The organism is Halobacterium rubrum, from assembly GCF_021729015.1.
GTDB lineage: Archaea > Halobacteriota > Halobacteria > Halobacteriales > Halobacteriaceae > Halobacterium > Halobacterium rubrum.
Genome location: NZ_JAJQQZ010000003.1, coordinates 22,878 through 35,907, shown reverse-complemented (window position 1 = coordinate 35,907; position 13,030 = coordinate 22,878). Strand labels below are relative to the sequence as shown.

At 67.4% G+C, this 13,030-nt stretch carries 16 protein-coding genes and 1 tRNA gene; 5 read left to right on the top strand and 12 right to left on the bottom strand.

What is annotated here, in order from left to right:
• Positions 1-92: 92 nt before the first annotated feature.
• The 3 genes from LT971_RS11540 to LT971_RS11530 are packed head-to-tail and all read left to right on the top strand — an operon-like array spanning position 93 to position 2,180.
• Positions 93-788, top strand: a complete 696-nt coding sequence (locus LT971_RS11540) for a metal-dependent transcriptional regulator (protein ID WP_237007084.1) — start codon at positions 93-95, stop codon at positions 786-788.
• Positions 785-1,510, top strand: coding sequence for a TMEM165/GDT1 family protein (locus LT971_RS11535; RefSeq protein WP_237007083.1), 726 nt, complete (start codon positions 785-787; stop codon positions 1,508-1,510). Before LT971_RS11540 ends, LT971_RS11535 begins: the two co-directional genes overlap by 4 nt.
• Before the next feature lie 37 nt (positions 1,511-1,547).
• Positions 1,548-2,180 (top strand): LysE family translocator, encoded by a 633-nt coding sequence (locus LT971_RS11530; RefSeq protein WP_237007082.1) that lies wholly within the window; start codon positions 1,548-1,550, stop codon positions 2,178-2,180.
• Here LT971_RS11530 and LT971_RS11525 read toward each other — a convergent pair whose 3' ends face one another.
• Positions 2,181-2,861 carry an HD domain-containing protein gene (locus LT971_RS11525; protein ID WP_237007081.1) on the bottom strand — a complete coding sequence of 227 codons (681 nt, stop codon included), beginning with the start codon at positions 2,859-2,861 and terminating at the stop codon, positions 2,181-2,183.
• A gap of 117 nt (positions 2,862-2,978) precedes the next feature.
• Between LT971_RS11525 and LT971_RS11520 the strand changes: the two genes are divergently transcribed.
• Positions 2,979-3,737: an alanyl-tRNA editing protein gene (locus LT971_RS11520; protein WP_237007080.1), complete on the top strand. Its 759-nt coding sequence runs from the start codon at positions 2,979-2,981 to the stop codon at positions 3,735-3,737.
• 27 nt (positions 3,738-3,764) lie between these two features.
• Here LT971_RS11520 and LT971_RS11515 read toward each other — a convergent pair whose 3' ends face one another.
• Together LT971_RS11515 and LT971_RS11510 are read right to left on the bottom strand one after the other, a co-directional pair.
• Positions 3,765-4,436: an AIM24 family protein gene (locus LT971_RS11515; protein WP_237007079.1), complete on the bottom strand. Its 672-nt coding sequence runs from the start codon at positions 4,434-4,436 to the stop codon at positions 3,765-3,767.
• 58 nt (positions 4,437-4,494) lie between these two features.
• A complete protein-coding gene (locus LT971_RS11510) occupies positions 4,495-4,800 on the bottom strand; it encodes a DUF7964 domain-containing protein (protein ID WP_237007078.1) in 306 nt (101 codons plus the stop codon).
• A 113-nt stretch (positions 4,801-4,913) separates the two neighbouring features.
• Between LT971_RS11510 and LT971_RS11505 the strand changes: the two genes are divergently transcribed.
• The gene (locus tag LT971_RS11505; protein ID WP_237007077.1) at positions 4,914-5,069 is read left to right on the top strand and encodes a DUF7563 family protein; all 156 of its coding nucleotides are present in this window, start codon (positions 4,914-4,916) and stop codon (positions 5,067-5,069) included.
• Between the two features lie 23 nt (positions 5,070-5,092).
• On the opposite strand, the gene LT971_RS11500 is transcribed toward LT971_RS11505, so the two are convergent.
• The 9 genes from LT971_RS11500 to LT971_RS11460 form a co-directional block, all read right to left on the bottom strand.
• Positions 5,093-5,287, bottom strand: coding sequence for a cold-shock protein (locus tag LT971_RS11500; RefSeq protein WP_237007076.1), 195 nt, complete (start codon positions 5,285-5,287; stop codon positions 5,093-5,095).
• 53 nt (positions 5,288-5,340) lie between these two features.
• Positions 5,341-7,254 carry a hybrid sensor histidine kinase/response regulator gene (locus LT971_RS11495; RefSeq protein WP_237007075.1) on the bottom strand — a complete coding sequence of 638 codons (1,914 nt, stop codon included), beginning with the start codon at positions 7,252-7,254 and terminating at the stop codon, positions 5,341-5,343.
• A 140-nt stretch (positions 7,255-7,394) separates the two neighbouring features.
• Positions 7,395-7,467: transfer RNA gene (locus LT971_RS11490), tRNA-Gln, on the bottom strand.
• A gap of 50 nt (positions 7,468-7,517) precedes the next feature.
• A complete protein-coding gene (locus tag LT971_RS11485; RefSeq protein WP_237007074.1) occupies positions 7,518-8,231 on the bottom strand; it encodes an HNH endonuclease in 714 nt (237 codons plus the stop codon).
• Between the two features lie 49 nt (positions 8,232-8,280).
• Positions 8,281-8,718 carry a metal-dependent transcriptional regulator gene (locus LT971_RS11480; RefSeq protein ID WP_237007073.1) on the bottom strand — a complete coding sequence of 146 codons (438 nt, stop codon included), beginning with the start codon at positions 8,716-8,718 and terminating at the stop codon, positions 8,281-8,283.
• Positions 8,715-9,263: a ferritin-like domain-containing protein gene (locus tag LT971_RS11475; RefSeq protein WP_237007072.1), complete on the bottom strand. Its 549-nt coding sequence runs from the start codon at positions 9,261-9,263 to the stop codon at positions 8,715-8,717. The genes LT971_RS11480 and LT971_RS11475 overlap by 4 nt, the downstream gene beginning before the upstream one ends.
• 88 nt (positions 9,264-9,351) lie before the next feature.
• Entirely contained in the window at positions 9,352-10,569 is a 1,218-nt protein-coding gene (gene sufD / locus LT971_RS11470; protein ID WP_237007071.1) for a Fe-S cluster assembly protein SufD, read from the bottom strand.
• 1 nt (position 10,570) lies between these two features.
• Entirely contained in the window at positions 10,571-11,995 is a 1,425-nt protein-coding gene (gene sufB, locus LT971_RS11465) for a Fe-S cluster assembly protein SufB (RefSeq protein WP_237007070.1), read from the bottom strand.
• 37 nt (positions 11,996-12,032) lie between these two features.
• Positions 12,033-12,956, bottom strand: coding sequence for an ABC transporter ATP-binding protein (locus LT971_RS11460; RefSeq protein ID WP_237007069.1), 924 nt, complete (start codon positions 12,954-12,956; stop codon positions 12,033-12,035).
• Positions 12,957-13,030: the final 74 nt, after the last annotated feature.

Sequence of the window (13,030 nt, the reverse complement as noted above, 5' to 3'; positions counted from 1 at the left end):
CTACGTCTCACCGACAGAGACGCACACCCCGAAACCCGGGTACACCCATCGTCAAATATTTACTTTAGACGTATCTAATCCGTAGTACCCAGATGCTCTCTGACGTGATGGAGGACTACCTGAAGGCCATCTACGCGCTCGAGCGCGAGCACGGCCCGCCGGTGAAGACCTCCACCATTGCCGACCACCTCGACGTGACGTCGCCGACGGTCACCAGCATGGTCGAGAAGCTCGAAGACCGCGGCCTCGTCGAACGCGAGAAGTACAAGGGCGTCGAACTCACCGCCGACGGCGAGACGGTCGCCGTGGAAGTCCTGCGCCACCACCGCCTGCTGGAGGCGTTCCTCGCCGACCACCTCGACTACGAGTGGGACGAGGTCCACGACGAGGCCGACGCGCTCGAACACCACATCAGCGAGGAGTTCGAACGCCGGCTGGCCCGGAAGCTCGGCGACCCCACCGTCGACCCTCACGGGGACCCGATTCCGGGTGCCGACCTCGAACCGCCCGAGGACCCCGACACCGAGGTGCTGGCCGACCACGACGAGGGCGACCGCCTCGTCGTCGCCCGCGTCAGCGACCGCAACGACGACGAACTCCGGTACCTCGCAGACGTCGGCGTCCAGCCCGGTACCGAACTCGAGCTCGTCGAACACGCACCCATCGGGATGTTCGTCGTGCACATCGACGGCGAGGACGTCCACCTCCCGGAGCGCGTCGCCGAGACGCTGGAGGTCCGGCCGGCCGACACCGGCGCCGACGTCGACCAGGAGGTGGCCGACGCGTGAGCACCTTCCTCGAGATCGCCGGCATCGCGTTCGCCGCCCAGCTGGCCGTCCTCCCCGGCGAGAAAGTGCAGTTCATCATCGCCGGCCTCAGCACCGAGTACGACCCGAAGGTCGTCGTCGCCGCCGCCGGCTCGGCGTTCGCCATCTGGACCGCCATCGAGATTCTCGTCGGCGAGGCCCTCCAGCGGGTCGTCCCCGGCGTCGCCCTCGACGTCGCCACGGCTGCCCTCTTCGTCGTCTTCGGTCTGCTACTCCTCCGGTCGATGCCGGCCGAGGGCGCCAGCGGCCCGATGACCAGCGACGGCGGCGTCGTCGACGTCGGCGGCCGGCTCGGCAACGCCAGCCTGTTCGGGCACAGCCTCACGACCGCCGCCGGCGGCTTCATCCCCATCTTCGCGATGATGTTCGCCGGCGAGTTCGGCGACAAGACCCAGCTCATCACCATCGGGCTCGCCGCCGACTACGGCGCCACGCCGGCCATCTGGGTCGGCGAGATGCTCGCCATCATCCCCGTCAGCATGGCGAACGCCTACTTCTTCGACCGGTTCTCCGGGAAGTTCGACGCCCGCAAGGCCCACCTCGGCTCGGCCGCCCTGTTCTTCTTCTTCGCACTGGACACGGTGCTTGCCGTCACCGTCGGGTTCTCCGTCTGGGAGGAACTGGTGGCCGTCGCCGCCGGCGTCCTCGACGCCGTCCTCCCGCTGCTGGTGGTTCTGCCGTGACCGGCGGGCTTTAGTCGAGGCACACCGACCTCAGCGTGTGTTCGAAGCCGCCGTCTCGCTGGTCGCCGGCGTCACCCTCGGCCTGTCGCTGGCGGCACCACCCGGGCCGATGAACGCCGTCATCGCCGAGGAGAGCGTCACCCGCGGCTGGACGTCGGGGTTCGCCGCCGGCCTCGGCGCGATGACCGCCGACGCCGTCTTCTTCGTGCTCGCGCTCGTCGGCGTCGTCGCCGTCGTCCAGCAGTACCCGACACTGGAAGCGGCGCTGTTCGCGGTCGGCGGCCTCCTCATGCTGTACTACGCCTACGGCGCCGTCGAGGACGCCGGGTCGTTCTCCGAGTCCGAGGCCGCGGACGGCCGCGGCTTCCGGAAGGCGTTCGCGCTCGCGCTCGCGAACCCCTACCAGGTGACGTGGTGGCTGACCGCCGGCGTCGGCCTGCTCGACCCCGGCAGCATCGAAGCGTTCGGCTACTCGCTGCCGGCGGCGAACGGCGTGCTCACGGTCGCGGGATTCTTCGGCGGTATCCTCGCCTGGATAACAGTGTTCCCGGCGTCGCTGCGGGCGGCCGGCGACCGCGTCGACGCGTTCGGCACGGCCGTCGCGTACGCCAGCGCGCTCGTACTGGCGCTGTTCGGCGTCGCGTTCCTCGGGACGGCGGCCGGCGTGTAGCTAGCTGCGGGCGTCCATCCCGGGCACTTCCTCCTCCAGCCACTCCTTGAGCCACCGCACGCGTTTCAGGCGCCGGTGCGCGATGGACTCGGCGGCGTCCGACTCAACGCGGGCCGCGGCGTCCTCGCCGCGCTCCAGCACCCGGTCGACCATCTCGGCGGCGTCGACGTGCGTCCGCGCCTCGTAGCCCATCCGCAGCAACATCAGCGCGGCGCCGTTCGCGCCCGCCTTGTCCAGCAGGTCTGCCTCCACGAGACACCGTATCTCGAGTGGCAGGTCCTCGAGGTCGTCCTGGTAGGAGTGGCGGGCGACCGCCTCCGTGACCTGGTCGACGAACGACGGCGGGAAGTCGCCGTGCGTCTCGAGGTACTTCCGGGCGATGCGCGCGCCCTCCTCGGCGTGGGTCTCCTGGTCGGCTTCCAGCTTCGCGATGTCGTGGAACAGCGCCGCGACCCGCACCACGTCGACGTCGGCGCCCGTCCGCTCGGCGATGCGCTCCCCGATGTCCACGACGTTCAGGATGTGCGTGAACCGGTACTCCGCGGAGTGCCACGGGTACCACCGCATCCGACCGCCGTCGTCCTCGTTCTCGACGCTGGCTTCGAGGTAGTCCCGGACGAACGCGGCCATCTCGTCGAACTCCGCGTCCCCGACCGGGGACTCCTTTATCTCGACGCCCACCGTCTCACCTCCGTTGCGCGGCGAACTATCTGTATCATTATATCAACAGAGGTCTGTTTCGGTCTTAGGCCTTTTGCAGCCCACGTGGTTATGTGGCGCCGCCACGTCCACGCCGACGTGACCGAGAAGCGATACCTGACGAACAGCACCGTCACCGAGTTCGAGGCGACCGTCGAGGCGGTCGCCGACGACGGCAGCAGCGTCGTACTCGACGGGACGCACTTCTACCCGACCGGGGGCGGGCAGCCACACGACACCGGCGAGCTGCGGAAGGTCGACGACAGTGGCGACGCCGGTGACGAAGCGCCGAACCGAGCGTGGCGCGTCACCGACGTGTCGGGCAGGCAGACAGTTCACCACGCGATCGAGGGCGGCGAGCCGCCGGCACCCGGCACCCGGGTGGTCGGCGAGCTCGACGCCGACCGGCGGCGCGCACACAGCCGGTACCACACCGCCCAGCACGTGCTGTCGGCGGTGCTGCTCGACGAGTACGGCGCCGAGACGACGGGCAACCAGCTGTACGCCGACCGCGCCCGGCTGGACTGCGCGCGAGACCAGCGGTTCGACGACACCGACCTCGCGGACCTCGAGGTCGCCGTCAACGACGTGCTCGATGCCGGCCACGACGTCGAGTGGTACACGCTCGACCGCGAGACCGCCGAGACAGAACTGGACCCCGAACGCACCCGTCTGGACCTCCTGCCGGACTCGGTGACCGAGGTCAGAATCGTCGACATCGGCGGCGGGGACGTCGACCGGACGGCCTGCGCCGGGACGCACGTCGGGAACACGGCGGACGTCGGGGAGTTCGTCGTGACCGGCCGCGAGACGGCGGGCAGTGGCGAGGAGCGCGTCCGGTTCGAACTCCGGGACTGACCGGCGGCGGGTCTGGGGAGGGGTCGATTACTGAGCGCCGTGTTCCTCGTACGGCTGCACGACCACGACGCCCTCGCCGGCACTGTCGCCGTCGAAGGCCATCTGGAAGCGCTCGCCGGACTCCTGGCCGACCATGTCCGAGAGGCTGGCGTTCACGTCCACGGTCGGGGACGTGGCGCTCCACGCCACCGTCGCCGCCGGGTCGGTCGTCACGGGCGGCTCCAGCACGAGCGGGTCGCCGTGCGTCGTCAGCGCGACGTACCCGGGGCCGGCAAGTTCGACGTTCGTGAACCCGCCGGCGAACGACCCGGCGAGGCTGTCCATCGTCGTGACCTCGTAGTCGAGGCCGTCCTCGAACGCGAGCACGTCCTCGCCGTTGACCGTGATGCGGTCGTCGGCGTCGAGGTGCAGCACCTGGACTTTCTTCCGGTCGTCCGCGAGGAAGACCTCGCCGTCGCCCTCGACGGTCATGACGGGGGTGCCCTCGCCGGTCGCCGCCTCCTTCAGCATCCCGGTGAGCCCGCCCTCGGCCGACCGCTTCCCGGTGAACGAGAGGTCGCCCTCGTAGGCGACCATCGCGCCGGCTTTCGCCAGCACGGAGCCGTCGACGTCGACGGAGAGGGTGTAGCTGTTCTCGAGCTGGAACGGTGCGTCGCTGTCGGTCGCCTCGAATTCGGCGGTGACTTCGGTTGCGTCCATAGTGGGCAACGTGGAGCGGGGGACTCCACTCGACGCATCGACGCGCCCCGGAATCAAGCTACCGCTCGTGTGCAGAGACAGCAACTTCGCACTCCCGCATCGCGTCGAAGCGCTCCTCGTCGGGGTCGTCGATAGCGACGGTTTCGACGGTCACCCAGCCGCCGTCGTACACGAGCCCCTTCACCCAGTCGTCGGTCCCCAGAATCAGCTGCTCGGTCACCACCACCGGCTCGCGGGTGTCGGCCTCGACGGCGTCCTCGCGGTCGACAGGCACTACCAGCGAGAAGGCGTCGGCGTGGTTCAGCGCGGTCACCTCCCGCTGTCGCAGCGGCCGGTCGGGCAGCGAGCCCAGCGAATCGCTCATACCGGCGGCAGGCGGCGGCTACGGGTAGGCCTGTCGCTCCCGGCCAGTGTTTTATTCACGCCCCGAAAATACACACAAAGCATATATACCGAAACTTCCATGCTCTCAACGAGATGCCGGAGTGCAAGAACTGTGGGTCCTTCGTGACCACGGACTACGCTCGCGTCTTCACGCCGCCCGGCGTCGAGCGCCCGCGCGTCTGCCCCGAGTGCCCCGACATGGTCCGGGACGGCGCCGACGTCCGCGAGGCCCGCGCCACACGGTCGTAACGCCGCGCCGAACAGTCACCCGCCTACAGCCGCGTGAGGTTCGTCGCACGCGGCCCTTTCTCCGACTCCTCGATGTCGAACTCTACCTCCTGGCCCTCCTCGAGATCGGCGCCGCCGACGTCCTCCATGTGGAAGAACACGTCGTCGTCGGCGTCCTCGGTCTCGATGAAGCCGTAGCCCTTCTGGTCGTTGAAGAAGTCAACCGTGCCGGTTGCCATGGTTCAGACCCACGTGAACCGTTACCAGCCGGTCACTTGAACGCTGCGCCGGGCTACGCGTCGACGCTCCCGCTGGCGTCCGACTCCGCAGTCTCGTCGCCGTCACCTTCGCCCCCGGTTTCGTCGCTGTCGGCGGTGACCACGTCGATGCGGGCGCCGCCAGAGTCGCTGTCTCCCACCGACACGGACCACCCGTGCGCGTCGGCGATTTCGGCCACGATAGCGAGCCCGTACCCCGTCCCGTCGTCGCTCGTCGTGAACCCCCGCTCGAACACCTCCACGCGGTCCGCCGCCGGAATTCCCGGGCCGTCGTCGGCCACGTAGAACCCGTCGTCGGTCACGCCGACCCGCACGTTCACGCCCGATCCGCCGTGCTCGATGGCGTTGCGCGCCAGGTTCTCGACGACCTGCTGGAGCCGCTGCGGGTCCGCCGCTACAGTTCCACCCTCGACTACCTCCAGCTCCGCGTCCCCGGTCGTCAGCCGCCCCCAGCACTCCTCGGCGACCGACCCGACCGACACGGACTCCGTGTCTGTCACCAGTTGGCCCTGCCGCGCCAGCGCCAGCGTGTCCGTGATGAGCGCGTCCATCCGGTCCAGCGACCGCTGTACCACCTGGATGTGTTCGCTGTCACAGTCCTCTGCGGCCAGCTCCAGCCGGCCGTCGGCCACGTTCAACGGCGCCCGCAGGTCGTGGCTCACGATTGTCGCGAACTCCTCGAGGCGGGCGTTCTGGCGCTCCAGCGCCTCCGTCCGCGACCGGAGTTCGCGCTCCCGCGCCAGCCCCTCCAGGGCCTCCCGGGCGTGCCCGACGAGCAACTCCGTCAGCTCCCGGTCGGCGTCGTCGAACGCCGTCGTCTCCCGGGAGACCGCCTGGAACGTCCCGTGGTCCCCGATCGGTACCGTGAGCGCCGACCGGTACTCCGGGTCCGCCGGCGTGATGTCGTACGCCCGCAGGTCGTCCGCGACGATGGTCTCCTGGCGGTTGTACGCCCGCGTCGCGAACGTGTCCTCCTCCAGCGGCGTCTCCTCCCAGTACCCCTCCGTGTCCAGGTCCAGCGTCCACGCCTTCTGCACGAGCGCCCCGTCGACCTCCACGTCGACGGCCACCAGGTCGAACTCGAGGATGTCCTCGGCGGCCTCCAGCAACACTTCGTACACCGCGGCCTCCGAGTCGGCCGCCTCCAGGTCCGTCGCCGCGTCGTGCAGCGCCGCCAGCGCGCGCTCCCGTTGTTTCCGGTCGCTGATGTCCCGGACGGTACAGACGAGTTCGCCCGCGTCGGTCGCCGCCACGGTGTGGTTCTCCACGAACGTCGTGCCGTCGGCGCGCTCACCCACGGACTCGCCGCCCCAGCTCCCGTGCTCGTCGACGGCCGACAGCACCACGTCCGACCCGAACGACACCTCGTCGTCCGGGTAGACGAGCTCCCAGTGCTCGCCGAGCATCTCCTCGCGGTCGTACCCGTAGAGGTCCGTGTACGCCTCGTTGACGTAGATGAACTCGCCGTCCTCGTCGAGGATGGAGATCCCCTCCTGTGCCGCCTCGATGGCGTTCAGCTGGCGCTTGCGCTGGGCCTCCGCCGCGGCCGTCTCCACGTAGTTCAGGACGCGATTCGCCAGCAGCGTGTACTGGTCGGTGCCGCCCTCCTTCTGGAGGTAGTCCGTCGCACCCGCCGAGAACGCGTCGCTGGCGACCTCCTCGCTGCCCTTCCCGGTGAACAGCACGAACGGCAACTCCGGGTGGTCCCCCCGGACCGCCTCCAGGAACTCGATGCCGTTGCGCCCCGGCATGTCGTAGTCCGAGACCACGCAATCGACCGGCTCGTCGGCGAGCACGTCCAGCCCGTCCGCCGCGCTCGTCGCCGTCACCACCTCGATTCGGTCGTCCTCGCGTTCGAGGAACTCCGCCGCGAGCTCCGCGAATCCGGGCTCGTCGTCGACGTGGAGCACGCGGACCCGTTCGGTCATTGGGACCGCGTACCGAACCCACGCACCTAACGGTGTTGATTACGATCACGAATGCTCGCGAAGGAGTTGATTGTGAGCTGTCATGACCGCAGTGATTCATCAGCGGCCGGAAACTACATTCAGCCCCTGAAACGGCAAAATAGCCCTGGGCAGATTCGAACTGCCGTCATGGGCTCCAAAGGCCCATATGATTGGCCACTACACCACAGGGCTCCACGTTGGCCCGTTCTTGGTCTGGTCTAATATGCATTGCGAGACGGTGACTACTTCGGTGGCAGTATCTCCATGTTGCCGTGTTCCGCAGTCGCGTGACAGCTCGGACACAGGGCGACGAGGTTGTCCAGTACGTGGGCGTTCTGTGGGGCGTCGAACGTTCGAACTGGCCTGATGTGGTGGACATCCGGCTCCCGGCCGATTTCCTCCGCCGTCTCACCACACTTCTGGCATCTGTGATTGTCTCTCTCCAGAACCTGCCGTCGCATCTCCCGCCACCGGCCGTCGTAGACAGCCGTTTCGTCCTCTGACAGCCACGCGTAGAGACACTCGTTGCTACAGAATCGTCCGTGTCCCTGACGGACTGTCGACGGCAGTACGTGCATCTCCTGCTCGCAGTACTCACACGTTCGGGCAATCCGGTCTACATCGAGGAGGTCCGCGTAAGGTGTCCCGAGGAAGTCGTCGCTATCTGCCACACACGACGGACAGTAGACGCCGTCCTTGTTCGACGGGTAGTACTCGAAGGTGTCGCCACAGCGCTTGCACTCCGCCGACTCCCCCGCGTCAGAGTAGTTGCCGTTCTTCTCGCCGGCTTCCGAGTAGCAGTCGTCACAGTACGTCCGCCTCGCTTTCGGGTCGTAGAAGCGAGTCCCACAGTCCGCACAGTTCCGGTTCGGGAGCGGGTCGCCGTGGACTTTCGTGTGGTGCTGGCGCATCCCCCGTTCCGACGAGAGAGACTTCCCGCACGTCGGACAGTCCATACTGCGAGTGAGTCGCGATGGCTGAAAAGCCTCCGCAGTCGCCCGACCGTCAGTCGTTGGCTTCGACGGCTTCCTCCTCGACGAGGTAGCCGCAGGCGTCGGCATCGGCGTCGAAGCAGTCCGGACACTGGGGTTCGCGGTCGATGATCATGTCCAGCCGGTCGGCGACCGTCTCGTCGATGACCGGTTCGAGCTGTCGGGCCTCGGCGCGGTAGTCGTCGACGTCGAGCACGTTCGCGAGGAAGCGCTCGAGGATGCAGTACGTCTGGAGGGCGTCCCGTGCGCGCGCCTCGCCGTCGTCGGTGACGGTGGCGCCCTTGTACTTCTCGTGGGTGACGAGCCCGCGCTCCTCGAGTTTCCCGATCATCTCGTTGACGCTCGCCGGGCTGACGCCGAGTCGGTCGGCGAGCTCGCCGGTCGCCGCCGGGCCGTCGTTCAGTTCCTCCACGAGGAAGATCGTTTTCAGGTACTGGTCGGCGGTGTTCATGTGCTGTCTGCCTCCTCCGAGTCCTCGGTGGCTCCGTCGTCGTCGCTGGGCTCCTCGGCCTGCATCAGGTCCGCGACGGCCTCGACGCCGGCCGCTTCGGCCTCCCGGATGTCGGTCAGCGTCGCCAGCAGCTCGCCGCGGTCGACGCTGAACTCGGCGTCCTCGCTGGCCTCGATGGCGTCGACGAGGTCGTCGTAGAACTTGTACGCGGTCTCCTCGCCGTGCAGCTGGTCGTAGAGCACGCCGTCGAAGTCCTCGGGCCCGGTCTGCCCGTAGCTCTCCGCGACGAGCGCCTCGACCTCGTCGAAGGGGATGCTGTCCGCGTCGAGGTCGTCGATGACGGCCTCGAGGCGCTCGCGGTGCTCGGCGGACTCCTCGCTGGCGTCCGACAGCAGCGCCTCGATGTCCGCGTCGCGCTCGGCCTCGGGCAGCGACTGGTAGTGCCGGTGAGCGCGCACTTCCACGACTTCCTCGAGGACGACGCCGATCTGCAGCAGGCGCGCGAGCTGGGCGTCGGAGTCGACGCGCGCAGCGAGCGAACTCACGGCAACAGCCACCTCGCGGGCGATACAGTCTCCATGTGAGTCAGTAGTCGTCCGAAGCGGACTTAAGCCGTTCCCTCTCGGGGACGGCTCACGCGAGCCGCTCGGCGATGCGGGTCTGGAGGTCCTCGCGCAGCTCCTCGACCTCGACCTCCTCGAGGACGGGCACGAAGAAGCCCTCCACGAGCATGTCCGTGGCCTGCTGCTCGGTGAGGCCACGACCCTGCATGTAGAAGAGGGTCTCCTGGTCGACCTGCCCGACCGTCGCCGAGTGGCTGGCTTCGGTGTCGTGGTTGTTGATGATGAGCTTCGGGGAGGCGTCGGCCTCGCTCTCGTCGCTCAACATCAGCGTGTTCTCGCGCTGATAGCTCGACGTGTCCCAGGCGCCGCTGCCGACGTCCTGGACGCCCTCGTAGACGCTGCGGGCCTCGTCGTCGATGACGCCCCGGGTCACGAGGTCGGCGGTCGTGTGCTCGGCGCGGTGCCAGACCTTCGCGTCGAGGTCGAAGTGCTGGTCGTCGTGGCCGAAGAACGCGCCGACGATCTTCGTCTCGCTGCCGTCACCGTTGAGCTCCGTCGAGACGCTGGTCTTCGTCAGCCGGCTACCGAGGTTGCCCTCGATCCAGTTGACGGTGCTGTAGGTGTCGGCGTCGCCGCGCTTGACCGTGTAGTTGTACGTCTGCTCGTCGAAGTCCTGGAGGCTCCCGTACTGGACGTAGGAGTTCTCCCCGGCGTCGACCTCGACGATACCCGAGTAGTACCGTTCGCCCTCGACGTCGTCGCCGGTGTTCTGGCGCTCCAGAATGGTGGCGGAGGCGCTGGTCTCGGTGACGACGAGCGTGTAGTTGAACAGCGACCGCGAGTTCATCGACGTCCGGATGGTGACGTCCTCGGCGTCGACGCCCTCGGGGACGTAGACGACGGTCCCGGTCGTGAACAGCGCAGTCGACAGCGCCGTCAGGCGGTTCTGCTGGGGGTCGACGACGCTCCCGAACGCGTCCTCGACGTGTTCGGCGAGGTCGTCGTCCTGGAGCGCGTCGTGGAAGGACTCCACGCGTGCGTTCTCGGCGCCGACCTGGTCTTTGTCCTCGGTCTGCGCGAGCGGGTCGCCGACGAGCGCATCGAAGTCCAGGTCCTCGAGGTTCGTCCACTTGCGGCCCGGCGTCTGGATGACGCTCGGGTAGTCGAGGCCGTCCATGGCCTCGAGGGCGTCGAGTCGCGCCTCGAGGAGCCACTCGGGCTCGTCGCGTTCCTCGGCCAGCTGCCGCACCGTGTCTTCGGAGATGTCCTTGTGTAGCTGCGTACTCATATTAACCGAGGCTCCCCTCCATCTCGAGTTCGATGAGGCGGTTCAGCTCGACCGCGTACTCGATGGGCAGTTCCTCCGTGATGGGTTCGATGAACCCGGAGACGATCATCTGCTTGGCGTCGTCGTCGTCGAGACCGCGGCTCTGGAGGTAGAACACGTCCTCGTCGCCGATCTTCCCGACGGTCGCCTCGTGGGCGACGTCCACCTTCGACTCGTTGATCTCCATGTACGGCATGGTGTCGCTGGTGGACTCGTTGTCGAACATCAGCGCGTCGCACTCGACGTTCGTCTTCGAGTTCTCGGCGCCGTCCGCGATGTGGACGAGGCCGCGGTAGTTCGTGCGGCCGCCGTCTTTCGCGACGGACTTCGACTCGATGGTGGACTTCGTGTCCGGCGCGTTGTGGTAGACCTTCGCGCCGGTGTCGATGTCCTGGCCCTCGCCCGCGAACGCGATAGTGATGTGGTTGTCAGTCGCGCCGCGCCCCTTCAGAATCGTGGAGGGGTACAGCATCGTGGCCTTCGAGCCCATGCTGCCGGAGACCCACTCCATCGTGCCGTTCTCCTCGACGACCGCGCGCTTCGTGTTGAGGTTGAACGTGTTTCGCGACCAGTTCTGCACGGTCGAGTACTGGACGTGAGCGTCCTCCCCGACGAACACCTCGACGCCGCCGGAGTGGAGGTTGTGGCTCGCATACTTCGGCGCCGAACAGCCCTCGATGTAGTGGACTTCCGAGCCCTCCTCGGCGATGATGAGCGTGTGCTCGAACTGGCCCATCCCCTCGGAGTTCATCCGGAAGTAGGCCTGCACGGGCATGTTCACCGTGACGTCCTCGGGGACGTACACGAAGCTCCCGCCGGACCAGACGGCGCCGTGGAGCGCCGCGAACTTGTTGTCGCTCGGCGGCACGCAGCTCGTCATGAAGTGCTCTCTGACGAGCTCCGGGTACTCGCGAACGGCCTCGTCCATGTTGCAGAAGACGACGCCCTTCTCCTCCCAGCGCTCCTGCATGTTCTGGTAGACGACCTCGGACTCGTACTGGGCGCCGACGCCGGAGAGCGCGTTGCGCTCGGCCTCGGGGATACCCAGCTGTTCGAACGTGTCCTGGATCTCGTCCGGGAGGTCCTCCCACTCGTCCGCGCCCGAGCGCTTGTCGACGTCGGGGCGGATGTACGGGATGATCTCCTCGACGTCGAGCTCGGAGAGGTCCGGCTGGCCCGGCCAGTCCGTCGGCATCGGCATCTTCTTGTACTGTTCGAGCGCGCGGAGGCGGCGCTCGAGCATCCAGTCGGGCTCGTCCTTGTCCTCGGAGATGACGCGGATGGTCTCCTCGGTCAGGCCCTTCTCGGATTCGAAGGCGGAGTGCTCCTCCTTCTTGAACTCGAAGCGCGCCTCGGTGTCGGTCTCTTGAATGTCTTCGGAACTCATGTGTTGTGTTTGTGGGGGGTCGCGTGTCCGGGAGCCGTTACGCGGTCTCGTAGACCTGGTCGCGGACCCAGTCGTAGCCCTCGTCCTCGAGCTTCTGTGCGAGCTCCGCGTCGCCTTCCATGACGACTTCGCCGTCCAGCATGATGTGGACGCGGTCGGGCTCGACGTAGTCGAGGATGCGCTGGTAGTGGGTGATCTGGAGGATGCCGGTGCCCTGTTCGTCGCGGAGGGCGTTGATGCCCTTCGAGACGTCCTGCAGGCGGTCGATGTCGAGCCCGGAGTCGATCTCGTCGAGCACCGCGATCGAGGGCTCGAGGATGGCGGCCTGGAGGACCTCGTTTTGCTTCTTCTCGCCGCCGGAGAAGCCCGCGTTCAGGTAGCGGTTCGCGAACTTCTCGTCCATGTCGAGGACGTCCATCTTCTCGGAGAGGATCTCCTGGAACTCGGCGACGCCGATCTCGCCCTCGTCGGCGGGACCCTCCATCGGGGAGGTCTCGTAGCCCGCGTCCTCCTCGTCGTCGTCGTCAGCCGCCTCCTCTTCCTCGTCCTCGAAGAGCAGCTCCTCGCGTTCCTCGAGCTTGGCGTTGAGCGCCGTGCGGAGGAAGTTCACGAGGGTGACGCCCTCGATCTCTGCGGGGTACTGGAAGCCGAGGTAGATGCCGAGCGCGGCGCGCTCGTTCGGCTCCAGCTCCAGCAGGTCGAAGGTGCGTTCGTCCTCGGGAACCGCCTCGACGCCGTCGAAGTCACCGTCTTCGAGCGTGAGCAGGACTTCGCCGTCGGTGACGTCGTACGCGGGGTGGCCGGCGACGATCTTCGCCGTCGTGGACTTCCCGGAGCCGTTGGGCCCCATCAGGGCGTGGATCTCTCCGGAGGGAATCTCGAGGTCCACGCCTTCGAGAATCGTCTCGCCGCCGTCCTCAGCCACTTTCGCGTGTACGTCTTTGAGTTCGAGCGTAGCCATCGATTAGGTCATCCTAAACAACGTCAGAGAGCACCATAACCGTTGCGGATTTCACTGTAAGTGCTTTCTCGACC

Bases quoted from the DNA above. Each gene is read 5' to 3' on its own strand.
- LT971_RS11515 (WP_237007079.1), bottom strand. From the start codon at position 4,436: ATGGACGCAACCGAAGTCACCGCCGAATTCGAGGCGACCGACAGCGAC.
- LT971_RS11485 (WP_237007074.1), bottom strand. From the start codon at position 8,231: ATGGACTGTCCGACGTGCGGGAAGTCTCTCTCGTCGGAACGGGGGATG.
- LT971_RS11505 (WP_237007077.1), top strand. From the start codon at position 4,914: ATGCCGGAGTGCAAGAACTGTGGGTCCTTCGTGACCACGGACTACGCT.
- sufD (WP_237007071.1), bottom strand. From the start codon at position 10,569: ATGAGTACGCAGCTACACAAGGACATCTCCGAAGACACGGTGCGGCAG.
- LT971_RS11460 (WP_237007069.1), bottom strand. From the start codon at position 12,956: ATGGCTACGCTCGAACTCAAAGACGTACACGCGAAAGTGGCTGAGGAC.
- LT971_RS11540 (WP_237007084.1), top strand. From the start codon at position 93: ATGCTCTCTGACGTGATGGAGGACTACCTGAAGGCCATCTACGCGCTC.
- LT971_RS11480 (WP_237007073.1), bottom strand. From the start codon at position 8,718: ATGAACACCGCCGACCAGTACCTGAAAACGATCTTCCTCGTGGAGGAA.
- LT971_RS11500 (WP_237007076.1), bottom strand. From the start codon at position 5,287: ATGGCAACCGGCACGGTTGACTTCTTCAACGACCAGAAGGGCTACGGC.
- sufB (WP_237007070.1), bottom strand. From the start codon at position 11,995: ATGAGTTCCGAAGACATTCAAGAGACCGACACCGAGGCGCGCTTCGAG.
- LT971_RS11495 (WP_237007075.1), bottom strand. From the start codon at position 7,254: ATGACCGAACGGGTCCGCGTGCTCCACGTCGACGACGAGCCCGGATTC.
- LT971_RS11510 (WP_237007078.1), bottom strand. From the start codon at position 4,800: ATGAGCGATTCGCTGGGCTCGCTGCCCGACCGGCCGCTGCGACAGCGG.